The 25106-nt window shown below is 72.8% G+C and carries 23 protein-coding genes and 2 pseudogenes; 14 read left to right on the forward strand and 11 right to left on the reverse strand.

Annotated elements, in window-relative coordinates; translation table 11 throughout:
- Positions 1-269: 269 nt before the first annotated feature.
- Complete coding sequence (locus tag CK485_RS01205) at positions 270-1103, reverse strand: SAM-dependent methyltransferase (RefSeq protein WP_109445896.1); 834 nt, start codon at positions 1101-1103, stop codon at positions 270-272.
- A 345-nt stretch (positions 1104-1448) separates the two neighbouring features.
- On the opposite strand from CK485_RS01205, the gene mshA reads away from it, so the two are divergent.
- On the forward strand, positions 1449-2729 hold the full coding sequence (gene mshA / locus CK485_RS01210) for a D-inositol-3-phosphate glycosyltransferase (RefSeq protein WP_109446519.1): 1281 nt from the start codon (positions 1449-1451) through the stop codon (positions 2727-2729).
- Positions 2730-2848: 119 nt separating this feature from the next.
- The gene (locus tag CK485_RS01215; RefSeq protein ID WP_109445898.1) at positions 2849-3394 is read left to right on the forward strand and encodes a YbjN domain-containing protein; all 546 of its coding nucleotides are present in this window, start codon (positions 2849-2851) and stop codon (positions 3392-3394) included.
- On the opposite strand, the gene CK485_RS01220 is transcribed toward CK485_RS01215, so the two are convergent.
- Complete coding sequence (locus CK485_RS01220) at positions 3349-4734, reverse strand: MFS transporter (RefSeq protein ID WP_241968049.1); 1386 nt, start codon at positions 4732-4734, stop codon at positions 3349-3351. The two genes, CK485_RS01215 and CK485_RS01220, sit on opposite strands and share 46 nt — an antisense overlap.
- A 154-nt stretch (positions 4735-4888) precedes the next feature.
- Here CK485_RS01220 and CK485_RS01225 point away from each other — a divergent pair, with 154 nt between their 5' ends.
- Entirely contained in the window at positions 4889-5650 is a 762-nt protein-coding gene (locus CK485_RS01225) for a phosphoglyceromutase (protein ID WP_109445902.1), read from the forward strand.
- An 86-nt stretch (positions 5651-5736) separates the two neighbouring features.
- On the opposite strand, the gene CK485_RS01230 is transcribed toward CK485_RS01225, so the two are convergent.
- From CK485_RS01230 to CK485_RS29285, 3 genes and pseudogenes are all read right to left on the reverse strand, one after another.
- On the reverse strand, positions 5737-6285 hold the full coding sequence (locus tag CK485_RS01230; RefSeq protein ID WP_275124528.1) for a hypothetical protein: 549 nt from the start codon (positions 6283-6285) through the stop codon (positions 5737-5739).
- A 101-nt stretch (positions 6286-6386) separates the two neighbouring features.
- Positions 6387-6539 (reverse strand): annotated as a pseudogene (locus CK485_RS29975) (protein-L-isoaspartate(D-aspartate) O-methyltransferase); the annotation flags it as partial.
- 320 nt (positions 6540-6859) lie between these two features.
- A pseudogene (locus CK485_RS29285) lies at positions 6860-6997 on the reverse strand (ATP-grasp ribosomal peptide maturase); the annotation flags it as partial.
- Between the two features lie 362 nt (positions 6998-7359).
- On the opposite strand from CK485_RS29285, the gene CK485_RS01240 reads away from it, so the two are divergent.
- Positions 7360-7635, forward strand: a complete 276-nt coding sequence (locus CK485_RS01240) for a hypothetical protein (protein ID WP_109445904.1) — start codon at positions 7360-7362, stop codon at positions 7633-7635.
- A gap of 485 nt (positions 7636-8120) precedes the next feature.
- Here CK485_RS01240 and CK485_RS01250 read toward each other — a convergent pair whose 3' ends face one another.
- From CK485_RS01250 to CK485_RS29980, 3 genes are all read right to left on the reverse strand, one after another.
- Complete coding sequence (locus tag CK485_RS01250) at positions 8121-8498, reverse strand: hypothetical protein (protein ID WP_109445908.1); 378 nt, start codon at positions 8496-8498, stop codon at positions 8121-8123.
- 412 nt (positions 8499-8910) lie between these two features.
- On the reverse strand, positions 8911-9426 hold the full coding sequence (locus CK485_RS01255) for a GNAT family N-acetyltransferase (protein ID WP_109445910.1): 516 nt from the start codon (positions 9424-9426) through the stop codon (positions 8911-8913).
- A 168-nt stretch (positions 9427-9594) separates the two neighbouring features.
- Entirely contained in the window at positions 9595-10119 is a 525-nt protein-coding gene (locus CK485_RS29980; RefSeq protein ID WP_146214473.1) for a hypothetical protein, read from the reverse strand.
- A 386-nt stretch (positions 10120-10505) separates the two neighbouring features.
- Here CK485_RS29980 and CK485_RS01265 point away from each other — a divergent pair, with 386 nt between their 5' ends.
- Positions 10506-11315, forward strand: coding sequence for a TrmH family RNA methyltransferase (locus CK485_RS01265; protein ID WP_109445914.1), 810 nt, complete (start codon positions 10506-10508; stop codon positions 11313-11315).
- A gap of 429 nt (positions 11316-11744) precedes the next feature.
- Here the strand turns inward: CK485_RS01265 and phoU are convergent, their stop codons facing one another.
- On the reverse strand, positions 11745-12431 hold the full coding sequence (gene phoU, locus CK485_RS01270; RefSeq protein ID WP_109445916.1) for a phosphate signaling complex protein PhoU: 687 nt from the start codon (positions 12429-12431) through the stop codon (positions 11745-11747).
- Between the two features lie 227 nt (positions 12432-12658).
- Here phoU and CK485_RS01275 point away from each other — a divergent pair, with 227 nt between their 5' ends.
- Both CK485_RS01275 and CK485_RS01280 read left to right on the forward strand, forming a co-directional pair.
- Complete coding sequence (locus CK485_RS01275; protein ID WP_241968051.1) at positions 12659-14083, forward strand: ATP-binding protein; 1425 nt, start codon at positions 12659-12661, stop codon at positions 14081-14083.
- Positions 14080-14760 carry a response regulator transcription factor gene (locus CK485_RS01280; protein ID WP_109445918.1) on the forward strand — a complete coding sequence of 227 codons (681 nt, stop codon included), beginning with the start codon at positions 14080-14082 and terminating at the stop codon, positions 14758-14760. Before CK485_RS01275 ends, CK485_RS01280 begins: the two co-directional genes overlap by 4 nt.
- Before the next feature lie 273 nt (positions 14761-15033).
- Here CK485_RS01280 and CK485_RS28635 read toward each other — a convergent pair whose 3' ends face one another.
- Positions 15034-15699, reverse strand: a complete 666-nt coding sequence (locus CK485_RS28635) for a hypothetical protein (RefSeq protein WP_158288143.1) — start codon at positions 15697-15699, stop codon at positions 15034-15036.
- A gap of 992 nt (positions 15700-16691) precedes the next feature.
- Here CK485_RS28635 and CK485_RS01295 point away from each other — a divergent pair.
- From CK485_RS01295 to CK485_RS01325, 7 genes are all read left to right on the forward strand, one after another.
- Positions 16692-17174: a CarD family transcriptional regulator gene (locus CK485_RS01295; protein ID WP_109445920.1), complete on the forward strand. Its 483-nt coding sequence runs from the start codon at positions 16692-16694 to the stop codon at positions 17172-17174.
- A gap of 378 nt (positions 17175-17552) precedes the next feature.
- On the forward strand, positions 17553-18278 hold the full coding sequence (ispD, locus tag CK485_RS01300) for a 2-C-methyl-D-erythritol 4-phosphate cytidylyltransferase (protein ID WP_199239206.1): 726 nt from the start codon (positions 17553-17555) through the stop codon (positions 18276-18278).
- Positions 18268-18867, forward strand: coding sequence for a 2-C-methyl-D-erythritol 2,4-cyclodiphosphate synthase (ispF, locus tag CK485_RS01305; protein WP_109445922.1), 600 nt, complete (start codon positions 18268-18270; stop codon positions 18865-18867). Before ispD ends, ispF begins: the two co-directional genes overlap by 11 nt.
- A 57-nt stretch (positions 18868-18924) precedes the next feature.
- A complete protein-coding gene (locus CK485_RS01310; RefSeq protein ID WP_109445924.1) occupies positions 18925-19329 on the forward strand; it encodes a PPOX class F420-dependent oxidoreductase in 405 nt (134 codons plus the stop codon).
- A gap of 179 nt (positions 19330-19508) precedes the next feature.
- Complete coding sequence (gene cysS / locus CK485_RS01315) at positions 19509-20903, forward strand: cysteine--tRNA ligase (RefSeq protein ID WP_109446523.1); 1395 nt, start codon at positions 19509-19511, stop codon at positions 20901-20903.
- A gap of 163 nt (positions 20904-21066) precedes the next feature.
- Positions 21067-22041, forward strand: a complete 975-nt coding sequence (gene rlmB, locus CK485_RS01320; protein WP_109445926.1) for a 23S rRNA (guanosine(2251)-2'-O)-methyltransferase RlmB — start codon at positions 21067-21069, stop codon at positions 22039-22041.
- A 456-nt stretch (positions 22042-22497) separates the two neighbouring features.
- Positions 22498-24228 carry a DoxX family protein gene (locus CK485_RS01325; RefSeq protein ID WP_109445928.1) on the forward strand — a complete coding sequence of 577 codons (1731 nt, stop codon included), beginning with the start codon at positions 22498-22500 and terminating at the stop codon, positions 24226-24228.
- A gap of 88 nt (positions 24229-24316) precedes the next feature.
- Here CK485_RS01325 and CK485_RS01330 read toward each other — a convergent pair whose 3' ends face one another.
- Positions 24317-25105, reverse strand: coding sequence for a nucleotidyltransferase family protein (locus CK485_RS01330; RefSeq protein ID WP_109445930.1), 789 nt, complete (start codon positions 25103-25105; stop codon positions 24317-24319).
- Position 25106 lies beyond the last annotated feature (1 nt).

Raw genomic sequence — 25106 nt, forward strand, 5'->3', positions numbered from 1 at the left:
CGATAGCGGCCCGCACGGGCCGCCCGGGAGACCACGGAGCGCAACGGCGGGGGGCATATCCGCCGGTCGGAGCGGGGTTTCCGGGCGAGCTGGGGCGAGCCGGGCATGACATACATCACGGGTCGGGGCGGGGCGCGGCCGGAACCGCGCGCCCGGAAACGTGCGTCTGCGGCCACCTCGCCACGTGCCGGCGACCTCGCCGCCTCGCCGCCTCGCCACGCTCCCGGCGACCCCGCCGCCTCAGCACGGCCCTCGCCACGCCTCCGGTTTCAGCCGCGCCCCGGCCACCCCTCCGGGGCCGGCGCCTCCCATCCCTCGGGGGCCAGCGCCTCCCACCGCACCGTGACCTCGCCCTGCCGCCAGCGGGACGGGCCGTCCGCCAGGGGCCAGCCGCCGTCCCGCAGCGCCCGGACCGCCCGGATCCAGCGCTGCCGCGCGCCCAGCGCCGCGAACGGTGCCGCGGCCGCCCAGGCGCGGTCGAAGTCGGTGAGGAAGGCGTGCACCCGTTCCCCGGGCACGTTGCGGTGGATGAGCGCCTTGGGCAGCCGTTCCGCCAGGTCGGAGGGGCGCTCCAGGGAGCCGAGCCGGGTGGCGAACGTCACCGTGCGCGGGCCCGCCGGCCCCAGCGCCACCCACACGTGCCGCCGCCCGATCTCGTCGCAGGTGCCCTCGACCAGCAGCCCGTCCGGCGCCAGCCGCCCGCACAGCCGGGCCCAGACCGCGGCGACCTCGCCCTCGTCGTACTGCCGCAGTACGTTCGCCGCGCGGATCAGCGTCGGCCGCACGCCGTCCGGCAGCGGCACCTCGAAGCCGCCGTGCGCGAAGGCCAACCCGGGCCGCTCGTAGGGCGCCGCCGCCGCGACCCGGGCCGGATCGATCTCGATGCCGACCACCCGCGCGTCCGCCCGCACCGCCCGCAGCCGGTCCAGCAGTTCGACGGCGGTCCACGGCGCGGCCCCGTAGCCGAGGTCGACGGCGACCGGCGCGGGGTCGGCGCGGCGCAGGCGGGCGGCCCCGGTCGCGGCGATCCAGCGGTCCATCCGGCGCAGGCGGTTGGGGTTCGTGGTCCCGCGGGTAGGCGCCCCTACGGGTTTGGCAGGCATGCGGCGAGCTTAAGGGGCGGTCCAGGCGGGTCCGGCCGCTCCCCGGGCGACCGCACGGCGGCCCGGTCCGGTCCAGCCGCGTCCGCGGGGCCCCTGGACGTTCCCGGACCTCCCCGCCCGCCGCCGGGAACAACCTCCGTGACAGCGTGGTTACGGGTTATGGCTCAGGCTGACGCAGGATGACCGTACCGGGCGCGGAGACGACCGTACGGACGGTCGCGCGGTGTCCGCCCCGGGCCGTGGGAGACCTCAAGCCGTAGGAGGAGACCGCCGGTGAGCCAGTACGTGCCCCGCCTGGGCGCGCGCCGCGCCCGCACGCACACTCACGGTGTCGTCCCGCGCCGCATGCGCCGCGCCGGCGCCGCGGGGGTCAGACGCGTCGCCATGCTGAGCGTCCACACCTCCCCGCTGCACCAGCCCGGCACCGGCGACGCGGGCGGGATGAACGTCTACATCGTCGAGCTCGCCCGCCGCCTCGCCGACCTGGGCATCGAGGTCGAGGTCTTCACCCGTGCGACGACCGGCGGCCTGCCGGACGTGGTGGAGCTGGCCCCCGGCGTGCTGGTGCGGCACGTCGACGCCGGGCCCTACGAGGGTCTCGCCAAGGAGGACCTGCCCGCGCAGCTGTGCGCGTTCACGCACGGGGTGATGCAGGCGGAGGCCTCGCAGCGGCCCGGTTACTACGACCTGGTGCACTCGCACTACTGGCTGTCCGGCCACGTCGGCTGGCTGGCCGCGCAGCGCTGGGGCGTGCCGCTGGTGCACGCGATGCACACGATGGCCAAGGTGAAGAACGCCGCGCTGGCCGAGGGCGACACACCCGAGCCCGCCGCCCGGGTGATCGGCGAGACGCAGATCGTCGAGGCGGCCGACCGGCTGATCGCCAACACCGAGGAGGAGGCGGAGGAGCTGGTACGGCACTACGCCGCCGCCCGCGAGAAGGTCGCCGTCGTCCATCCCGGCGTCAACCTGGAGCGCTTCCGCCCGGCGGACGGCCGCGCCGCCGCCCGCGAGCGCCTCGGCCTGCCGCAGCACGCGCTGGTCCCGCTGTTCGCCGGCCGGATACAGCCGCTGAAGGCGCCTGACGTGCTGCTGCGCGCGGTCGCGCTGCTGCTCGAAGAGGTGCCGTCGCTGCGGCAGCGGCTTGTGGTGCCGGTGGTCGGCGGCCCCAGCGGCAGCGGCCTGGCCAAGCCGGAACGGTTGCAGAAGCTGGCGGCGCGGCTGGGCCTGTGCGACGTCGTGCGGTTCCAACCGCCGGTGGAGCAGGACCGGCTCGCGGACTGGTACCGGGCGGCGAGCGTCTTGGTGATGCCCTCGCACAGCGAGTCGTTCGGCCTGGTCGCCATCGAGGCGCAGGCGTGCGGCACGCCGGTCGTCGCCTCGGCGGTGGGCGGACTGCCGGTCGCGGTGCGCGACGGGGTCAGCGGCTTCCTGATCGACGGGCACGACCCGGCGGACTACGCGAAGGTCCTGCGGCGCTTCGTGGACCGCCCGCAGCTCGGCGAGGAACTGGGCACCGCCGCCGCCCACCACGCCCGCGCGTTCGGCTGGGACGCCTCCGCCGCGGCGACGGCCGACGTCTACACGGGTGCCGTACAGCACCACCGGCTGGCGGCGCGGGCGTAACCGGGCCCGGCCGGAGGGCCCGGCCGTAGGCCTGGCCGGAGGCGGGCCCATCCAGCGGCGGCCCGCGCCCGGCCGGGCCCGGGGGGTGCCGGGCGCCCCCAGGCCCTACGATCGGCCCCATGGCGAGCGCGAGCGAGGCGGAACGGACGCAGGAGGCGGCGTGCCGCGTCCTCGAACAGGTCTTCAAGGACGCGGAACTCGACTGGGAGCACCCGGAGGGCTCACCGCGCACCTACGTGGTGACGCTGCCCGGCACCCGCAAGCTCGCGACGACCTGCGCGCTGACCGTCGGCCGCCACACGCTCGCGGTCAACGCGTTCGTGGTGCGCCGCCCCGACGAGAACCACGACGCGTTCCACCGCTGGCTGCTGGAGCGCAACATCCGTATCTACGGCGTGAGTTACGCGATCGACCGGCTCGGCGACGTCTACCTCACCGGCCGCCTCCCGCTGGCCGCGGTGACCCCCGAGGAGGTCGACCGGCTGCTGGGCTCGGTCGTGGAGAACGCTGACGGAAGCTTCAACACCCTGCTGGAGCTGGGCTTCGCGGAGGCGATCCGCAAGGAGTACGCGTGGCGGACGTCACGGGGGGAGTCGACGAGGAACCTGGAGGCGTTCCGTCATCTGACGGGGGAGGGGACGTCGGGGCCGGAGGGGGAGGCGTAGGCGGCTGGACGGGAGGGGGCCGCGGGGCGGGCGGGATCGCGGTGGCCGGAGCGGCCGGGATCGCGGAGGTCGGGGCAGGCGGGATCGCGGTGGCCGGGATCGCGGGGGCGGTCGCCGCGGGCGCGCAGCAGCAGCCAGTAGCCCAGCGCCGCCACCGTTCCCACGCCACCGCAGGCGAGCCACATCGCGCCACCCCAGGCCTGTAGCGCGACGCCGCCCGCGAGCGGCCCGACGAACGACGCCGCCGACCACGCCAGCGTGTACATGCCCTGGTAACGCCCTCGGGCCCGCGTCGGCGACATCTCCGTGACGACCGCGGTCGAGGTCGGCGCCTGGAGCATCTCGCCCACCGTCCACACGACCACCGTCAGCGTGTAGACGCCGGCCGATGCGGCGAAGGCGGTCAGCCCGAAGCCCCACCCCAGCAGCAGCGCCGCCGCCACCAGCAGCCCGGTCCGCCCGCGTCCCCGCGTCAGCCGGGTCAGCGGGATCTGGAAGATGACGATGAGCAGGCCGTTCAGCCCGACGACCAGCCCGTACTGACTGGGCGTCAGCCCGGCGCGTCCCATCGACACCGCGAGCGTGGTGGTCCCCTGCTGCATCACGGTTCCCAGGAGGAACGTGATCCCGACGAGCGCCATGAACCGCCGGTCGCGCAGCACGTCGACCAGACTTCCCGGCGCCTCAACCGCCTTGCCGCTCACCGCGGTCGACGGCATCGACTCCGGAACGCGTACGAAGACGACGACCGCGCACAGCGCAGTGGTCAGCGCGTCGAGGAGGAAGAGCAGCAGGTAGCCGTGGGCCGCGATGACGCCCGCGCCGGCCGCGGAGACGCCGAAACCGATGTTGATCGCCCAGTAGTTGAGCGAGAACGCCCGCACCCGGTCCCGTGCGGGCACCACGTCCGCCATCATCGCCTGCGCGGCGGGCCGCGAGGTGTTGCTCGCCACGCCGACCGCACAGGCCACCGCCGCGATCGCCACCGGACCGCGGACGATCCCGAGCGCGGCCGTCGCGACCGCGGTGCCGAGCTGCGCCGCGAGCATCGTCGAGCGCCGCCCCCAGCGGTCCGCCAGCACCCCGCCGAGCAGCGCGCCGCCGGTCCCGCCGAGCCCGTAGAGCGCGCCGACCAGACCGGCGTACGCGGCCGAGTAGCCGCGGTCGACGGTGAGGTAGAGCGCGAGGAAGACGGTGACGAAGCCGCCGAGCCGGTTGATCAGCGTGCTGGTCCACAGCCACCAGAAAGCCCGCGGCAGCCCGGCCACGGTCTCGCGAGCGGCTCCGGCGATCCGGGTGGACAGTGACCCGGGTCCGGGTCCGGAAGCGGCGGCGGCCAAGGTTGTTTCCCCCGATGGACGTGATGCGGACATGGTGCGGCGGCGCCCCGCAAGGACGGAGCGAGCCGTGGCGAAGTAATAGGTGAATGTGCGATCCGTAGCTTACGAGGGTCGCCCCGGAGCCCGCCAGCGCTTTTCGACTAGGCTCACGACCATGGCTGCTGCTCAGTACAAGCTGATCCTCCTCCGCCACGGCGAGAGCGAGTGGAACGCGAAGAACCTGTTCACCGGCTGGGTTGACGTCAACCTGACCGACAAGGGCGAGAAGGAAGCGGTCCGCGGCGGCGAGCTGCTCGTCCAGGCGGACCTGCTGCCGGACGTCGTCCACACCTCCCTCCAGAAGCGCGCCATCCGCACCGCGCAGCTGGCGCTGGAGGCCGCCGACCGCCACTGGATCCCGGTGCACCGCACCTGGCGGCTGAACGAACGCCACTACGGCGCGCTCCAGGGCAAGGACAAGGCGCAGACGCTGGCGGAGTTCGGCGAGGAGCAGTTCATGCTCTGGCGCCGCTCGTACGACACCCCGCCGCCCGTGCTGGAGGACGGCACCGAGTTCTCCCAGAGCGACGACCCGCGCTACGCGACGATCCCGCCGGAGGCCCGCCCGCGCACCGAGTGCCTCAAGGACGTCGTCGCGCGGATGCTCCCGTACTGGTACGACGGCATCGTCCCCGACCTCCTGACCGGCCGCACGGTCCTGATCGCCGCCCACGGCAACTCGCTGCGCGCCCTGGTCAAGCACCTGGACGGCATCTCCGACGCGGACATCGCGGGCCTGAACATCCCCACGGGCATCCCGCTCGTCTACGACCTGGACGAGAACTTCCGCCCGACCAACCCCGGCGGCACCTACCTCGACCCGGAAGCGGCAGCCGCGGCCATCGAGGCGGTCAAGAACCAGGGCAGGAAGAAGTAGCTTCCCTCGACCGAGGTCCGTCCGCCCCACGCGTGTCCGAGTGAGGCGGACGTGCCTCGGTGTGCCGTAGACCGTTCAGGAAGCGCTCAATCCCACGCAAGCCGTTGACCGTCGGGTCCGGCATGCCACCGCAGTCGCCCGGCGCCCGGTTCTCCCGCCGCCCGCCAGGCCGTGATGCGTTCCGTGATCGTGTCCCAGAGGCGTTCGGGCCCCGTCTGGCGTACGGACCAGTGGCCCGCGTCGTCCTGGGTGAGGCAGGCCCACGCCTGCGCCGTGACGTCGAGCAGGACGTGCCGCGTTCGGCCGTCCTCGTGCGGCAGTGTCAGCCGTTGGACCGTCGGGGCCGCCGACTGCGCGACGTAGCGGGTGGTCCAGTCGTCCAACGCGTCGGCGCCCAGCGAGCAGGGCTCCTCGTCCGCACCGGTCAGGTCGGGCAGCACCCCGAAGGGCGGCGGTGATTGCGGCCGCGCAGGCATGAAGGTGACGTGCCAGACGAGGACCGGACCGCTCGCGGTGCCGTCGCCGTGGACGGTGAGGCGGACGAGTTCGGAGGCGTGCATCCAACCGCCCATCGGCACGAGGATCTCCCCGCCCGGCCGCGTCTGCCCGATCCACGCCAACGGAACGTCGCGCACCCCGCACGTGGCGGTGACGCGGTCGTACGGAGCCCCCCCGCGTGACCGCCGAGGCCGTCACCGTTCACGAGGCGGGGACGCAGGCCGAGGCCCGCGAGCGCGATGGCGGCGCGGGCGGAGACCTCGGCGTCCAGATCGATGGTCGTAACGTGGTCGTCGCCGACGAGGTGGCAGAGCAGGGCGGTGGAGTAACCGGTCCCGGTGCCGATCTCCAGAACACGCGAGCCGGGTCGTACGCGTAGTTCCTCCAGCATGCGCACGACCAGGCTCGGCAGGGTCGAGGAGGAGGTCGGTGCTGCGGCGACGCGCCCCTCGACCTGATCCGCGAAGACGCCGCCCGCGACTTGGGTGGCGAGCGTGTCGTCCTCGTAGATTCGAGGCAGCGAGCGTTCGTCTGCCCGCGTGGCCCGGAACCAGCCGCCGTCCTCGTGCTCGAACCACCCGTGCGACAGGAATGCCTCCCGAGGCACGGCACCGAGGGCGTTCTTCAACGCGTCGGAACGCAACGTGTCGCCCCTGACAAGCGCGTGAACGAGCCGGCGGCGCAGGCGCTCGGAGCCGGGAAGGCCGTCAGTCACGTTCGGGGTCTTCCGTTCTGGAGCAGGTCGGCGATGGCGGCCGTGATCGGCAGGTTCGCGGCGGCTTCGAGCCAGGCCCACTGGCCGTTGGGGTTGCATTCGAGGAATCACTCGTCGGCCACGGCGAAGTCGAAAGGACGAGACCGGACGTGGGTGACCGCCTACCTGGCCCGAGCCCAGCTCGGCCAAGGTGAGATGGACTCGGCTGTGGCCACGGCGATGACCATCACGACCTCGGCCCCCACCCTCAACCCCCGCGCGTACGCGTCCTTTCGCGCCTTAAGCGCAGACCTGCAACGGCACGCGCCACACAGCACCGCAGCCCGAAGGTGGGATACCCACGTCCGCGAGGTCTTCAACAGCAGTGCCCGTCAACGGGCGGCTGTCACACGCACGCGAACACCAGTTAGCTCAGCACCTGTTGGTGGAACGCATGAGCCCACGAGCAAATGAAGCAGTGACTCTCACCCTTCGGCGAGACACCTAGCCTTGAGCTGTGACCTGGAGTGAGGCGGAGTACCTCGACTGTCTGAAGTCCGAGCGGCGTGGCTACGCATGGGTGATGCGGCACCATGGCGGGTTCACGCCGGCGGAAGCCAGGGAGGCCGCTCTGGAGCGATACCCGTACGAGCCGGATGGCGACCCGCACCGCGGGCTCATTTTCCACGACGAGGCGTGGCACTGGGCGATGCTGGCGATACACGGCGATCGGTACGTGGTCGAACACCCGGAACTGGTCGACCCGTCGCCTGAGTACCGGGCACTTGAGTGAACCGATGCGCGGGGGGGCGATGTGGCTCAGCTCGTGGGCCCAGAACCCGCTCGTCGCCGACGGCCGCTGCGGACCAAGAAGATGTGGTTGCCGACAGTCACGGCCTGGGCGTCCAGGGCTGCGGTGGCTCGTTGGGCGACGGCGTCGCGGTGCAGGGGGTATAGGAGATCCTGCCGTTCTCGAAACGACGGCTCGGCCCTCGCCATGACGAACGCGGGCAGCGGCCCGCTGGGGGACTGCCTGGCGGCGGCCAGCAGCGCGCTTTGCCCCTCCGGGCTGGTGTCCGCTACGCGGGCCTGCGCCTCCTCTTCTACGGCTCCGGCACGCTGCACGGGCGAGGCCTGCGCGGGGTTCGGCGTGCGGGCACTCGGAGGGGCACGATTGCCGGTTTGCCGAAGCGGGTGCGCCGACGACCCGCGTCGTCCCGGACGGCGCAGACCCACGACGCGCCGGAGGCGGCGCTCAGAGCGGGCAGCCTGTCGGCGTCACTCGATCCAACGGGCAGCCGCCTCGTAAGTAGTGGCTGGGTTGCTGTTGAACGCGATGGCCGCGCCGGGCGCGTACCGTCGGATCAGGTTGACCACTCGCTCCAGTAGCTCGACCTGGTTGTCCGAGTGCCGCAGGCCACCGCCAACGGTGACGCATTCCCACGAATGAGCTCGCAGCGCGTTCCCAACGGCCGCTTCCACGTCATCACTTCCGTCAAGCCCGATCAGGCAGGTTTCGACCCCGACACCGTGGGCGGCGAACTTGGCCAGGCCCGCCTCGATCGCCTTGGCCGCCGGCTCGGGATCCCACGGCCCGGGCACCCGGTACGGATCAAGTCCGATGACGAGGACGCGGGGTGAGGCGGTGGACTCCATGTCGGGATGATACGCATCAAACCACCCACGAATCGGGGACGACGTTCGGGCAAGGCCCCTGACTCGCCGAGACCCGGGCAAGGGCAGGGCTGGGTTGGGCTTGGCGCCAGGCAGGTCGTCGCGCGGCGCATCGGCAGCAGCGCTCGCGGGAGCGGACTCGCGCGGCGACCCTCAACTGCCTCGTGGCGCGAGGCTCGCGCCACCGTCCCGCAGTCGGACGACGGCGCGCGAGGGCCGCATGGCGAACGCGGCTACGCCTGGAAGACCTAACGGTGTGGAACGACCTGACGCCCCCACCAGATCGGTGCCGGTCACGCCGTCAGTCACGGAGACGCGGCGGACGCTCAACCGGCGGCCGGGCCCAACCGCCGGACAGCCGAGAAACGTCCTGCGCGCCCGCGTCGAGCGGGGACTACTGGAACTGCTTGTGCAAGACGTGGCAGGGACGGCCTGCCTGGCGGTCCGCTCGGCGGTCGATCTCCTGGTATCCGAGCGTCGTCCAGAATCCGAGCGCCTTCGGGTTGTTCTGGAGCACGGCCAGGCGGGCGCCGTCGCGGCCGTCCGTACGGAGACGGGCCTCGATGTGGGCCACAGCCACACGGCCGTAACCCTGCCCGTGGAAATCGGCGTGGATGAGCAACAGGCCGATCCACGGGTACGTGTCGAGAGGGTCGGGGTGCTCGTGCAACAGACAGGCGACGCCGACCGACCTGTCCGGCTCATCGCGGATGAGGAGGACTTCCGAGGCGGGATGGGCAAAATCCGGGGCGAGCGAGGATGCCACCTGCGCCGCGTCGATGTGCTCGGGGTCGGGAAAATCGCCACTGAGGCGATGGAACGCGACGTTCGAGGCGTAGACCGACGTCAGCTCCGTGAGCTGCGGCTCCGGGAGGGCCCCGTCGACGGGGTTGAGAGGCACCAGATGCACGACTCCACGCTAGGGGAAACCGCCTGCGACCGTCACCTCGTCCGCACACCGGAAGGGTGGCGGTTCCGGCGGATCGCCGTGCGTCCCGTCTGGACCACCGGTGAGCCGCGTGTCCTGAATCCTCCGGCCGACGACCCTACGCCGCACGGCGACTGAGCCGCCGCCGTCCTACCCCGACGCCCCCAGAGCCCTACGCGCCTCCGCCACGAACTCCTCGCTGACCGCCACCCTCGTGCGCAGCGCCTCCGCCCGCGCTGACGCCTCCGCCTCCGCCGAGGCTCGCCTTGCCCGCGCCTGGCGGCGGAACTCGTCGCCTATCGCCTCCACCACACCCGCCCCCTGTTCCGCGACCGCTTCCGGGCCCACCAACCGGACCCGGACATACGCCTCGTCCAGCGCCCTCCGCGCGGCGAAGCCGGCCTCCCGACGTCCCGCTTCCTCGTCGTCCGGCGCGGACCACCCCTCGTCCAGCATCCTGTAAGCGGCGTCCGCCCTCGTCAGGAACCGCTCGTACGCCTCACGCCGCAACTCGCGAAGAGCGACGGCCTGTTGTGCCGCCTGTTCCTCCCGCGCCAACGCGGCCTGGTGCCGCAGCTGCTTGCCCGTCGTCAACGCCGACGCCGTCCCCGCCATCCCGGCGGCGGCCAGCGTCGACAAGGACGTGATCAGGGCAACCGCGACCGTGTCGTTCACGGCGGCCATTCTGGCGCAGCGCCACGATCAGCTGTGGACCGTTCCCACGACTTCGCGGCACTACCCGCGCCTAGCCGGCCACCCGGCGCCCGACAGGACGGTCTTCCCGTAGCCCGCGTCATCCAGGTTCACATCCGTGCCCGGCGGTACGACACGGTCGATTCGGTCGAGGGCCGCTTAGACCAACGCCATGCCTCGCGCGGTGAGTTGGGAAGCCAAGTGCTCCGCCGTACGCGGTCCGATGATCGCCGCGGCCACCGCTGGATGCGTCGTGCCGAAGGCCGCCGCCGACTGACGGGTCGCCGGGACGGCGCACGGCCTGCGGCATCCTCAACCACCCCGCAATACCCAGACGTTCCGGCGCGCGATCCGGTTACCCTTTCCGGATGGCGGCAGTTCAGCGCATCGGATCCCGCAACGCCCGCTTCCAGCAGTGGCAGGCCCTGCTCACCAACCGTGCCAAGCGGCAGCGCGCGCGGGAGTTCGTCGTCCAGGGGGTGCGAGCCATCTCGCTCGCCGTGGAGCACGGGTGGCAGATCCGCGCCTTGCTGTATGACGCCGACCGCCCGCTGTCGCGCTGGGCCGAGGGTGTCCTGCGCACCGCGCGCGCCGGCGAAGTCGTCGCCATGGCGCCTGAGTTGCTCGCCGAACTGGGGGAGAAGGGCGAGGCGACGCCCGAACTGGTCGCCGTCGTCGGCATGCCGGACGACGACCTGGGGCGGATCAGCGTCAAGGACGACTTCCTCGGCGTGCTCTTCGACCGGCCGAGCCAGCCCGGCAACGTCGGCAGCGTCATCCGCTCCGCCGACGCCTTCGGGGCGAACGGACTGGTCGTCACCGGCCACGCGGCCGACCCCTACGACCCCAAGTCGGTGCGCGCCAGCACCGGTTCGCTCTTCGCGCTGCCCGCCGTGCGCGTTCCCTCGCCGCGTGAGGTGACCGAGTGGCTGGGCGGGCGGGCCCTGCTGGTCGGCACCGACGAGCACGGCGAGACCGACCTGTTCGACTTCGACCTCACCCGGCCCGTGCTGCTGCTCGTCGGCAACGAGACGACAGGGCTCAGCAACGCGTGGCGCGAGCGGTGCGACCACACCGTGCGCATCCCGATGACCGGCGCCGCCAGCTCGCTCAACGCGGCGAACGCGGCCACCGCGGTGCTGTACGAGACGCGCCGCCAGCGGATCGCGGCACGCTGACGGCCGCAGCCGTTCCCGTACGGTCAGCCGCAGCAGCCGCCGCACTGGCAGGGGCCGCCGGACTGGCAGCCGCACCCGCAGCCGGAACCGCACCCGCACGCGCCGAGCAACGGCAGTGGCGAACGGAGCGGGCGCGGGGCGGGATCGAGTGACGGCTGGGGGCGGGCGGTCGGCGTGCTGGGGGAGTCCGGCATCGTTGCCTCCTTGGCCTGGGCCTCGGCGTGCGCTGTACGACCGCACGACGCGGTCGCCACCAGTGAACTACCGGGTCCACGGTGCATCAAGGGCGCGTCGGGGCGCGTGAACTCCCGCGCCCCGCGCGCCCCTCGTCAACCGAGCGCCCCCGCAGCCTGGTTCGGACCGCCCCACCGCCCTGAATCGGCCCGCCCCAGCGGTCCGCTCAGCGGCCCGACCCGGACCGCCGCGCTCTCACACCGCCGTGTCGTCGCCGATGACCGTCGCCGGGGTCAGCTCGTCCGCGTGCTCGCCGGTGACGAGGTAGACGACGCGCTTGGCGACCGAGACCGCGTGGTCCGCGAAGCGCTCGTAGTAGCGGCCGACCAGCGTCACGTCGACGGCCGTCTCGATGCCGTGCTGCCAGCGGTCGTCCAGCAGGTGCTGGAAGAGGGCGCGGTGCAGCTCGTCCATGCGGTCGTCGTCCGCCTCCAGCTGGAGCGCGGCGTCCACGTCCTTGGAGATGATCACCTCGGCCGCCTTCGCCATCAGGCGCTGCGCCAGCTGGCCCATCTCCAGCAGCGTGCTGTGCAGGTCGCGCGGCACGGCCGAGACCGGGAAGCGCAGCCGCGCCAGCTTGGCGACGTGCCGGGCCAGGTCGCCGGAGCGCTCCAGGTCGGCGCTCATGCGCAGCGAGGTGACGACGATGCGCAGGTCGGTGGCGACCGGCTGCTGCCGGGCGAGCAGGTCGATGGCCCGGTTCTCCAGGTCCCGCTGGAGGTCGTCCACCTTCTCGTCCGCCGCGATCACGCTCTCGGCGATCTTCAGGTCCGCGTCGAGCAGCGCGGTGGTGGCCCGCCCGATCGCGGAGCCGACGAGCCGGGCCATCTCGACCAGGCCGTCGCCGATCGAGTCCAGCTCCTCGTGGTAAGCGTCCCGCATCGTGTTCCTCTCCTTGCACGTGCCTGCGAGCCCGGCGCGAACCGCGGGGCCCAGGGAGCGTAGGACCCGGTGTCCGCGCCGGTCTCCACCGTGCGGCGTACACGCGTCCCGGCCGGGCATCCGAGGTGAATCAGCCCCGACACCACGGTGAACTCTTGGCAACGAGTGTTCGAGAGGCCACCTGGATGGCTGTGGACCAGTGCTCGTCCCCGCTTAGCCTTGCAGACATGGACGTGAACGCGGCGGTGGCCGCAGCCAGCGCGATCGGCGGTGTGTGCACCGGCGCCTTCGCGGCGCTCGCGTTCCGCTGGAGCGAGCGCGAGCAGGCGCGTCCGTCCCGCTCCTCCCTGCACACCGAGGCGGTCCTGCCGCCCGGCGTCGACACCGTGCTGTCGGTACTGCGCTCGTCGGCCGTCGTCCTGGACGAGGGTGACACCGTCGTCAAGGCCAGCTCCGCCGCGTACGCCCTGGGGCTGGTGCGGGGCGGGCGGCTGGCCGTGGACCGGATGCTGCAGATGGCCCGCGAGACCCGGCGGGACGGCGAGATACGGCAGGTCGAACTGGACCTGGCCCGGCGCGGGGGGCGCGGCGAGCCGCTGGCGGTCTCCGCCCGGGTGGCCCCGCTGGGCTCCCGGCTGGTGCTGCTGCTGGTCGAGGACCTGACCGAGGCGCGGCGCATCGAGGCGGTCCGCCGCGACTTCGTGGCCAACGTCAGCCATGAGCTGAAGACGCCGGTCGGGGCGCTGTCGCTGCTGTCGGAAGCCGTGATGGACGCGGCCGACGACCCCGAGGCGGTCAACCGCTTCGCGGGCCGGATGCAGATCGAGGCGACCCGGCTGACCAGCCTGGTCCAGGAGATCATCGACCTGTCCCGGGTGCAGAACGACGACCCGTTGGACGACCCCGAGGCGATCGCCGTCGAGGAGCTGATCGCCGAGGCGGTCGACCGCTGCCGCCACCCGGCCAACGCCAAGCACATCACCATGGCCGCCGGCGACACCTCGGGCCTGTTCGTCCAGGGCCACCGCGGTCAGCTCGCGGCGGCGCTGGGCAACCTGGTCGAGAACGCCGTCAACTACAGCCCCGCCCGCACCAGGGTCGGCATCGCCGGTCGCAGAATGTCGGTCGGGGGCGGCGAATTCGTCGAGATCTCGGTCACCGACCAGGGGGTCGGCATCTCCCAGGCCGACCGGGAGCGGATCTTCGAACGCTTCTACCGGGTCGACCCGGCCCGCTCCCGGGCCACCGGCGGCACCGGCCTGGGCCTGTCCATCGTCAAGCACGTCGCCGCCTCGCACGGTGGCGAGGTCACCGTGTGGAGCTCCGAGGGCCAGGGCTCGACGTTCACCCTGCGCCTGCCGTCCGTCCCCGACCCCGCGGCCACGCCGCCGCGGGACGACGCGGAGGACGAAGTACGGGACGACGACGGCCTGCGTGACGAAATCGGCGACGACGTCCGTGACGACCTACGTGACGACGACGTGCTCGACGCGGACGCCGTTCGGGACGCGGACGCCGTACGGGACGCGAACGCCGTGCGCGACGACGGTGCCGCCCGGCGCGGGCCCGCCCGTGCCGTGACCGGCGGCGCCATCACCACCATCACCAGACCCGCAACCACAACCCTTCCCGCCCCGGAGGTCCTTCCGTGACCCGAGTGCTCGTTGTCGAGGACGAGGAATCTTTCAGCGACGCACTGTCGTACATGCTCCGCAAGGAGGGCTTCGAGGTCGCCGTGGCGGCCACCGGGCCCGACGGGCTGGAGGAGTTCGAGCGCAACGGCGCCGACCTGATCCTCCTCGACCTGATGCTGCCGGGCCTGCCCGGCACCGAGGTCTGCCGGCAGCTGCGCAACAAGTCCAACGTCCCGGTGATCATGGTGACCGCCAAGGACAGCGAGATCGACAAGGTCGTCGGCCTGGAGATAGGGGCCGACGACTACGTGACGAAGCCGTTCTCCTCGCGTGAGCTGGTGGCCCGCATCCGCGCCGTGCTGCGCCGCAGGGGCGAGCCGGAGGAGACGCTGCCTACCGCGCTGGAGGCCGGGCCGGTCCGGATGGACGTGGACCGCCACCTGGTGACGGTCTCCGGCGACAAGGTCGACCTGCCGCTCAAGGAGTTCGACCTGCTGGAGATGCTGCTGCGCAACGCGGGCCGCGTGCTGACCCGCATGCAGCTGATCGACCGCGTGTGGGGAGCGGACTACGTCGGCGACACCAAGACGCTGGACGTGCACGTCAAGCGGCTGCGCGCCAAGATCGAGCCGGACCCGGGCGCGCCGCGCTACCTGGTGACGGTGCGGGGTCTCGGCTACAAGTTCGAGCCGTAAGCCGTAGCCGTTGCCGTAGCCGTAGCTGTGAACCGTCGGCCGTAGCCGTGAGCGGTCGGCGGTAGCCGTAAGCCGTACCCGGTCGGCCGTACGGGGCGGTGTCGGGCCGTACGGCACCGCGCCGACGCGACGCAGGTGCGCGGACCGCACCCGGCCGCAGGAACGCGTGAGGGGCGCCCGGATCGATCCGGGCGCCCCTTCGCGTGCGCGGGCCTCAAGACCCGCAGCCGAGCCTTACGGCTTCCGGCCCTCAGGGCCTTACGGCCTCACCGCCTACGGCTTGGCCGACGTGCCGGCCTTGCCGGAGGGCGAGGTGGAGGCACTCGGGGCGCCGGACGCCGGGGCGCCCGCCGAGCCGGACGGGTGCGCGGACGGACGGCTGCTCGCCGACGGCGCGCTCGCCGGGGCGGTCGGGCCGTAGCCGCTGAAGTAGTGGTCCGCCGGCACGACGCCAGGGGTGACCGTGACCTGGCCGGAGCGGCTGAAGCTGAAGACCGTGGTCTGGAAGTTGCCGTCGACCACGCCGGTGTCGGAGGCCAGCATCGCGGAGGGGTTGCCCTTGCCGCCGAGGGTGATCGAACCGCCGGCCGGGATGGTGACCGGACCGGTCGAGCCGTTAGGGCCGGACAGCTTCACCGGCTGCGCGGCGCCCTCGACCGTGATGGACGTCAGCTGCTGCGCCTGGGTGCTGTTGTTGAAGACGCGGGCGCTGACCGCGGCCGCCCCCGAGCCCTGCGGCTCGGTCAGGATGTAGGCGTTCTGGATCTCGATGTCGCCGACGGTCGTGGCGACGGAGTCCGGCTTGACCTCCTGCGTCTGCGCGCTGCTGCCCGCACCGCAGGCGGCGGCGAACGGGGCGACCGAGGCGACGAGAACGGCGGCGAGGGTGGCGCGTCGAAGGGCGCGGGTGCCCCCGGCCGAAGGAAGGGGGAGGCTCACGGCGGCGGCATCTCCTTGGACGACTTGGACGTGGTGCGGCTGATGTAAAGCCGCACTAAGGGATCTTCCAGCGCGCTTAGGTTACCGAGCCGCCGAACGCGCACCGCACCCGGCCACCCCTTCGCGCGTCGCGCCCTCTTCTGCCACGTTCCGCCCGCCACGCGTCCGGGGCCGCCTTCGGCGGGCGGGGCCCGTGCGGCCGGGCCCCGTGCGGCCGGGCCCGTGCGCCGGGGTCCGCGCGCCGCGCCCCCGGGTCTGGGCCTCCGCGCGCCGGGGTCCCGGATTCCGCGCGTCGCGCGCACGTGGTCCGTTTTCGCGTGCCGCGTGCCGCGTGCCGCGTGCCGCGTGCCGCGTGCCGCGCCCCCGGGCCCGCCCCTGTACGAGCCGGCGCTCGCGCCTGCCGCCACTCCGCGCGACCCGCCCTCGCCACCCGCCCACATCCCCCGCGCTCATTCGTTCCCCGCGCCGATCAAACGTGCCGCAATATGCCGTGTCGCATGCCACCCTTCGTGCCCTACTTCACGCCGTGCTTCCGAAGATCGATTTCCGGGCCGCGTGGATGTCCTGCGGATGTCCGACGGACTCTGTGCGGATAATCGGAAACTGTCCAAATGATGATCACGCTCGCGGGTGGAAATTCGGGTTTTCGTGCGCGTTCCGCCCGGCCCGGGCGCGAAGTCGCGGCGGAACGGCCCGATCTCGCCAGTGACCAGCCGTCAGATCTCCGAACGGAGTAGCGGGAGCCCACTCCAGGGGGGTCGACAAAGCGGGATGAAACGCCCTTCTCTCCAGTCCTCCGATCGTGTAACGTGCGCGTTTCGCTGTGCCCGTACAGCCGCTCCGACCTGCGGATACCCGCTCCCGGACTGCTCCTCCAGCACGATCCGGCCGCTCTTGTCAAGCCCCGAGATATGCCCTGACCTGCGAAAACGCCATTCAGATGAGGCCGTTCCCGTGTTACCCTGGATAGCCACGGAAGGGGTACCTGTCACATGACGTTCAAGGTTGGCGACACCGTGGTCTATCCCCATCACGGGGCCGCGCTGATCGAGGCTATCGAAACTCGCCAGATCAAAGGCGTGGACAAGACCTACTTGGTGCTCAAGGTCGCTCAGGGCGACTTGACGGTGCGCGTACCCGCGGAGAATGCGGAGTTCGTAGGCGTACGCGACGTGGTCGGTCAGGACGGGCTGGACCGGGTCTTCGAGGTGCTGCGCGCGCCGTACACCGAGGAGCCGACGAACTGGTCCCGTCGCTACAAGGCGAATCTGGAGAAGCTGGCCTCCGGTGACGTCATCAAGGTCGCCGAGGTCGTGCGTGACCTGTGGCGTCGTGAGCGGGAGCGCGGGCTGTCGGCCGGTGAGAAGCGCATGCTCGCCAAGGCCCGGCAGATCCTGGTCAGCGAACTCGCACTCGCCGAGAACACCAACGAGGACAAGGCCGAGGCGCTCCTCGACGAGGTGCTCGCGTCCTGAGCCGGGTGCTCACGGTCGCGCGCTCGCGTCCTGAGTTCCAGGGCGGACGAATCGTGGTCGCGGGGTGACGCGGGCGACATGCCCCTTCACGACGCGCCTCGCGGTGTCCCGCCGACGCAGGCGTCCAGGTGCCGACGTGCTCACCACGTCGGAGGCTTCGACGCCGTCCTGACACAACATCGCCGCGGTGCCCGGGTGCGGTCCGGGTGCTGCGGCGTGTTTGTATGGCACGGTATTCCTGACGTGACGTGTCTGGCGCGTCCCCGAACCGGCTTCACGGAAGGGGCCTGCGAGGGGCGCACCGGCCACGTTGAGGCGATACCCATTTCGGCCAAGGACACAAACCTGAGTACTCCGACCCCCTCCGAGAACGCCCCCCTGCGCGGACCCGTCGCCGCCGTCATCCCCGCCGCCGGCCGTGGCGTCCGGCTCGGCCCCGGCGCCCCCAAGGCGCTGCGCGCGCTGGGCGGGGTGCCGATCCTGGTGCACGCGGTCCGGGCGATGCTGCGGGCCCGCGCGGTCGCCCTGGTCGTGGTGGTCGCTCCCGCCGACGGGGTCGCCGAGGTCCGCGCGCTGCTGGACGGCAACGGCCTGCCGGAGTCCAAGGAGATCAAGGTCGTCGCGGGCGGCGACACCCGGCAGGAGTCGGTCCGCCTGGGCCTGGCCGCCCTCCCCGACGACACCGCGATCGTCCTCGTGCACGACGCGGCCCGCCCGCTGGTCCCGGTCGAGACCGTCGAGGCGGTCGTCGCCGCCGTACGCGACGGCGCCCCCGCGGTCGTCCCCGCGGTGCCGCTCGCGGACACCGTCAAGGAGGTCGACCCGGCGCCGCGCCCCGACGCGCCCGAGCCGGTCGTCGGCACGCCGGAACGCGGCCGGCTGCGCGCGGTACAGACGCCGCAGGGCTTCCGCCGCGACGTGCTGGCCGAGGCGCACGAGAAGGTCACCGGCGCGGTGACCGACTGCGCGGGCATGGCCGAACGGATCGGCGTGCCCGTCGTCGTCGTCCCCGGCCACGAGGAGGCGTTCAAGGTCACCCGTCCGCTGGACCTCGTGCTCGCCGAGGCCGTACTCGCCCGCCGGAGGGCCGCCGATGTCTTCTGACCCGACCGCGCCCGGAGGCCCGACTGCTCCTGGAGGCCCGACCGCGTCCGGGGGCCCGACCGCGTCCGGGGAGTCGGCCGCTCACGGCCCCTTCGCCGTGCCGCTCCCGCAGGTCGGGATCGGGACCGACATCCACGCTTTCGAGGCGGGCCGGCCGATGTGGGTGGGCGGGCTGCTCTGGGAGGACGAGGAGGTCGGCCTCGCCGGGCACTCCGACGCCGACGTGGTGGCGCACGCCGCCTGCAACGCGCTGTTCTCCGCCGCCGGACTCGGCGACCTCGGCGCGCACTTCGGCACCGGGCGCCCGGAGTGGGCGGGCGCTTCCGGGGTGACGCTGCTGACCGAGGCCGCCCGCATCGTGCGTGAGGCGGGCTTCACGATCGGGAACGTCGCCGTCCAGGTGGTCGGCGTACGTCCGCGGATCGGCAAGCGCCGCGAGGAGGCGCAGAAGGTGCTGTCGGAGGCGGTCGGCGCCCGGGTGTCGGTCTCCGGCGCGACCACCGACGGCCTCGGCTTCACCGGCCGGGCGGAAGGCCTCGCGGCGGTTGCCACCGCACTGGTGATTCCCCTGGGGAATGCGGGTTCCTGACGCAGCGTTGGGTACGGATCGCAGGAACCGTTCCCTGACCGTCCCGAAGGGCATGCCATGACCGCCGCACTCTCCGACGACCTGAAGAAGCTCCTCGACACCCCGGTCTTCGTCACCATCGCCACCATCCAGCCCGACGGCAGCCCGCAGCTGTCCCCGGTCTGGGTGAAGCGGGACGGCGACGACGTGCTGATCTCGACCACGGTCGGCCGCCGCAAGGAGAAGAACCTGCGCCGCGACCCGCGGGTCACCGTGCTCGTGCAGCCCTTCGACGCCCCGTACACCTACGCCGAGATCCGCGGCGAGGCGACGCTCACCACCGAGGGCGGTCAGGAGCTGATCAACGAGCTGTCGCGCAAGTACACCGGAAAGGACTACGCGGACTTCAACCCGGCCTCGGGGGAGGACGCGGAGCGAGTGGTGGTCCGGGTCACCCCGCGCAAGGTGGTCGGCAGGGTCTGACGCCCCGGCGTCCCGGGTCCGTGGTCCGGGCGGTGAGCCGCCCGGCCGCGCCCCGGCGGCCGGCGCGGACCACGCCGGCACCCCGTACGCCGAAAATCACTTCGGTCACCGTCACATTTGTGTGTCCAGACGCCCCTTCGGGCCCTGGGCACACCGTCACGCCCACTACCCTGGTGGGCGTGACTATTCGCCTGTACGACACCAGCGCACGTCAGGTCCGCGACTTCACCCCGCTCGTGCCGGGCTGCGTCTCGATCTACCTGTGTGGCGCCACCGTCCAGGCGGCTCCGCACATCGGGCACATCCGCTCGTACCTCGACTTCGACATCATGCAGCGGTGGTTCGCCTACCGCGGCTACCGCGTGACGTTCATCCGCAACGTCACCGACATCGACGACAAGATCATCGCCAAGGCCGCCGAGCAGGGCCGCCCCTGGTGGGCGATCGGCTACGAGAACGAGCGGGCCTTCAACGAGGGCTACGACGCGCTCGGCTGCCTGCGGCCCACGTACGAGCCGCGCGCCACCGGCCACGTGCCCGAGATGATCGAGATGATGCGCGGCCTGATCGAGCGCGGCCACGCCTACGCGGCGGACGGCAACGTCTACTTCGACGTGCGCTCCCAGCCCGGCTACCTCGCGCTGTCCAACCAGGACCTGGACAACCTGCGGCAGCCCGAGGGCGAGGGTGAGACCGGCAAGCGCGACCCGCGCGACTTCGCGATGTGGAAGGCGGCCCGGCCCGGCGAGCCCAGCTGGGAGACCCCGTGGGGACGCGGCCGGCCCGGCTGGCACCTGGAGTGCTCGGCGATGGCCCACAAGTACCTGGGCTCCGCCTTCGACATCCACGGCGGCGGCATCGACCTGATCTTCCCGCACCACGAGAACGAGATCGCCCAGGCCCGGGGCTTCGGCGACGAGTTCGCCCGCTACTGGGTGCACAACGCCTGGGTGACCATGAGCGGCGAGAAGATGAGCAAGTCGCTCGGCAACTCGGTGCTCGTCGCCGAGATGGTCAAGCGCTGGCGGCCCATCGTGCTGCGCTACTACCTGGGCTCCCCGCACTACCGCTCGACCATCGAGTACAGCGAGGAGGCGCTGCGCGAGGCCGAGTCGGCGTTCGCGCGCATCGAGGGCTTCGTGCAGCGGGTCGTCGAGAAGTGCGGCGCGGTCGAGCCGGCCGCGCAGGTGCCGCCCGCGTTCGCCGAGGCGATGGACGAGGACCTCGGCGTCCCGCAGGCGCTGGCGATCGTCCACACGACCGTGCGCCAGGGCAACTCGGCGCTGACCGCGGACGACAAGGAGTCGGCGGTGGCCCGGCTGGCCGAGGTCCGTGCGATGCTCGGAGTGCTGGGCCTCGATCCGCTGGACCCGCAGTGGGCCTCGGCCGAGCGCGGCGACGACCTGCACGGCGTGGTCGACTCGCTGGTCCGGCTGGTGCTGGAGCAGCGGGAGGCGGCCCGTACCCGCAAGGACTACGCGACCGCCGACGCCATCCGTGACCAGTTGCAGCACTCCGGCCTGGAGATCGAGGACACGCCCAGCGGACCGCGCTGGTCGCTCGGCACCCGCTGAGCGGCCCGTCCCCGGCCGGCCGGGGACGGCCAGGGGGACCGTGCGGAAGCGAGGATGCTTCCGTACGGCTCATACTCATGTACGTCTGTATGTCTGCACGGTCGTCCGTACGCCTGACGCGCACGGCGGCCGTCGAGCCCGAAGAAGAAGTGAAGGTGCCCTGATGGCCGGGAACAGCCAGCGGCGTAACCGCCGTACCACGTCCAAGAAGGGCCCCACGGTCGGCAGCGGCGGCCAGCGGCGCCGCGCGCTTGAGGGCAAGGGCCCGACCCCGCCCGCCGAGATGCGCAAGGGGCACGCCAAGCAGCGCGCCGCGCAGGCCAAGGCGAAGCGCTCGGCGGCCTCCCAGCGCCGGGCGGCCGGCGGACGTGGCGGCAAGTCCTCCTCCGAACTGGTCGTCGGCCGCAACCCGGTCGTCGAGGCGCTGCGCGCGGACATCCCCAGCACGGCGCTGTACGTGCAGCAGTTCGTCGACAACGACGAGCGGGTGCGCGAGGCGATCAAGCTCGCCACCGAGCGCGGCATCCCGCTGATGGAGGCGCCGCGCCCCGAGCTGGACCGGATGACCAACGGGATCAACCACCAGGGCCTCGCCCTGCAGATCCCGCCGTACGACTACGCGCACCCCGAGGACCTGACGGCCGAGGCCGCCGACCAGGGCGAGGACCCGCTGATCGTCGCGCTGGACGGCGTGACCGACCCGCGCAACCTGGGCGCGGTCGTCCGCTCCGTCGCGGCGTTCGGCGGCCATGGCGTCGTCGTGCCGGAGCGCCGCGCCGCGGGTATGACGGCCGGCGCGTGGAAGACCTCCGCGGGCACGGCGGCCCGGATCCCGGTGTCCCGCGCGACCAACCTGACGCGGACGCTGGAGGGCTACCAGAAGGCGGGCCTGACCGTCGTCGGCCTGGCCGCGGACGGCGACGTCGAGCTGACCGACCTGGAGGTGCTGGACGGCCCGGTCGTGATCGTGGTCGGCAGCGAGGGCAAGGGGCTGTCGCGGCTGGTCGGCGAGACCTGCGACGTGCGCGTGCGCATCCCGATGCCGGGCGGCGCGGCGGAGTCCCTGAACGCGGGCGTGGCGGCGGGCGTCGTCCTGTACGAGGCGGCCCGCAGGAGGCAGCTCCGCGGCCGAGCCTGAGCCGCGGGAGCGCCCCCCGGATTCGATGGCGGGGGCTTGAGTGCCCCGGCGGTCGCCGGGGTCGGGCGGTCGGGCTCGCGGGCTTCCGAAGCAGCTGGCCACGGGGGGGCGGGCTCGCGGGGCCCCGGCGGTCGCCGGCCTCAGCCCGTCGGACCCAAGGGCCTCCGTAGTCGTCGGCGTCGGGCGGTCGGACCTGCGGGCGGGGCGTGGCGTGAGGTGAGTGCGCGCCCCCTCGCGTGCGGTACGGCGCTGGAAGCGCGGGGAGCGCGCCCGGGGGCGCGTTTCCCGCGCACCGCACGCACCGCACGTCAGCCGTCGCTCTAGGCACCGTTCGGCCCAAACTCCCCGCCCCTCACTCGTTCCGGTGATCTCCGGACCCGCGTTCGGTGATCTTGACGGGCCTCGGACATTCCGCCGCGCGTCAGGCAGTGTCCTAACCGGGCGTCACTCGGTTAGATGAGTGTGGACACCAGAACACCCCGCTCCCCTTCGGGGGGACGGTCGCCGGGGTTCGACGAGGACGTGCTCAACACGGTGCGCGTCCCGAGCGACCCAGCCCAGGTGATCGTCAACCACGCGAGTTTCCGGGTGAAGCTAGGCGCGAGCGCGCCACCGCCGCGGTTCGGCGCGGCCGCGGGCGACACCGCGCCCATGCCGGTCATCCCGACCTCCGTGCGCTCCGCCGCCGAGGCCCGTACCCGCAGGCGGCGCGCCGCGCCCGTCGTGTGGTCGGGGCGGGCCGAGGCAGGCGACGCCGAGGCCACCCAGCTGCTCCAGGCGGCGGTGCGCGGCGTGGGCGCGGGCGCCACGCAGGTGCTGCCCAGGGTGGCGGCCGAGGAACTGCTCGCGGAGGAACTGGACGAGACCCTGCCGCCGGTCCGTCCCGCGGTGATCGCCCCGCGCTCCCCGTTGCAGGGCGGATCGCTGCCCGGCGTCAACCTGCTCGGCGGCGTCCGTCCGGTGCGCGGCGCGTTCGACCACGACGCGGACGACGCCGCCTACGACATCTCCCGCCCCTCGCACTACGGCGAGGGTGACGACGGCGACGCGGACGACTACGACGAGCGGGACACCCGGGCCCGCGCGCGCGAGCGCCGGCGCAACGACCCGGTCCGGCACGCCTGGTACCCCGGCCGCCGGATGAACCTCGGCGTCGTGCTGCTGCCGATGCGCGTCTTCCTCGGCTTCATCTGCGTCTACGCGGGCCTGGGCAAGCTGTGCGACCCGGTGTACTTCGACGGCGGGCAGCGCGGCTCGATGGTGCACTGGCTGTCCTCGCTGCACCCGTGGTCGGTCGCGGAACCGCTGCGCGCGGCCGCGCTCGACCACCCGGTGGGCGCGGGGCTGACGGTGGCGTTCCTCCAGGTCGTCGTCGGCGTGCTGACGGTCATGGGCCTGTGGCAGCGGGTCGCCGCCTGCATGGGCGCGATGCTGTCGGTGGCCCTGCTGGTCACGGTCAGCTGGCGATCCGTCCCGGTCTACGACGCGCCGAACATCATCTACCTCGCCGCCTGGAGCCCGCTGGTCATCGCGGGCGCCCCGGTCTACTCGGTCGACGCCAAGCTGGCCGGCGAGGCGTGGCGCAAGCTCGGCCCGCGCGCCCCCATCTGGGACCTGCGGCGCTACGTGCTGCGGCGCGGCATCGTGCTGGCGACGTTCGTGGCGGGCGGCACGCTGATCCTCGGCGCGTTGTTCGGCGGCGCCGTGCGGGCCTCGCAGTCGCACCCGGCCGCTCCCGCCACCCCGACCGACCTGCCCACGAACAACCTGCCGGGCTCGCCCCTCCCGCAGGCCCCCGGCACCGGCGTGCCGACCCGGCACCGCGCGGTGCTGCCGGGCGCGTCCCGTACCGCCAAATCGGCCCTGCCCAAGGCGTCTTCGACCGGCCGCCCCGGCGCCGCGGGAGCCACGACCGGCCCCGGCAGGACGTCCGGCGCGGGGACCGGAGGCGGCCTGCCCAGCCAGGAGCAGACCGTGCAGGCCCCCACCCGGCACGTCACGCCGCCCCAGCACACCGCGCCCGTCGCCCCCAACCCGGCGCCGCCGAGCGGCGGTTCGTCGGGCGGCAGCGGCGGTGGCGGCTCGCTGGGCGGCCTGCTCGGCATCAAGCCCAGCAACGGCTGGCTGCTGGGCATGTCCGGCGAGCAGGGAGCGCCGCGTTCGCCCTCGGGCGGCAGCATGGCGTAGGACCGCCACGTACGACGGCGGCACACACGACGACGGCCGCGTACCGTTCCGCGCGAGCGGGGGTACGCGGCCGTCGCCGTGCGGGCGGTCAGGCCTGGGCGGGGGCGCCGTCCTCGGAAGGGGCGGAAGTGGCCGCGGCCGTGCCTGACGTGCCGCGGGCGAGTTCCTTGGCGGCCTCGGTGAGGTCCTTGGCGGTGTCGATGGCCCGCCAGTAGGAGCCCTGGGGCAGGCGGAACCCGGCGAGGCGGCGTTCGCGGGCGAGTTGCGGGAACGTGGTGCGCTCGTGGTCGCCGCGTTCCGGCAGCAGCGGGGCGAAGTCGGCGCCGAAGACGTAGACGCCCGCGTTGATCAGGTACGGCGACGGCGGCGCCTCGATGAAGTCCAGCACGTGGCCGAACTCGTCGGTCTCCACCGCGCCCCAGGGGATGTTGGGCCGGGCGAGCGCGAGCGTCGCGGTGGCGCCGCGTTCCGCGTGGAAGGCGGCCATCGAGCGCAGCGAGAAGTGGGTCCAGATGTCGCCGTTGGTGGCGTACCACGGTTCGTCGGGCCGGGGCAGCGACTTCGCCGCGTACTTCAACCCGCCGCCGCGGCCGAGCGGTTCGGGTTCGACGACGGTGGTGGCGTTGAGCGGGAGGTCCGCGCTCTCCAGCCAGTCCTGGAGCACCTCGGCCAGATGACCGCAGGAGATGACGGCGTCGGTCACGCCTTCCGCCGCCAGCCAGGCGAGTTGGTGGCCGATGATCGGGGTCCCGGTGCCGGGAATCTCGACCATGGGCTTGGGCCGGTCATCGGTGTAGGGCCGCAGCCGCGAGCCCTGGCCGCCGGCCAGGACGACGGCTTGGGTGACCGGGGCGGGGGAGTGGGCACCTGTCGTCATG

Source organism: Streptomyces sp. ICBB 8177, assembly GCF_003144095.1.
In the GTDB taxonomy this organism is placed as follows: Bacteria; Actinomycetota; Actinomycetes; order Streptomycetales; family Streptomycetaceae; genus Streptantibioticus_D.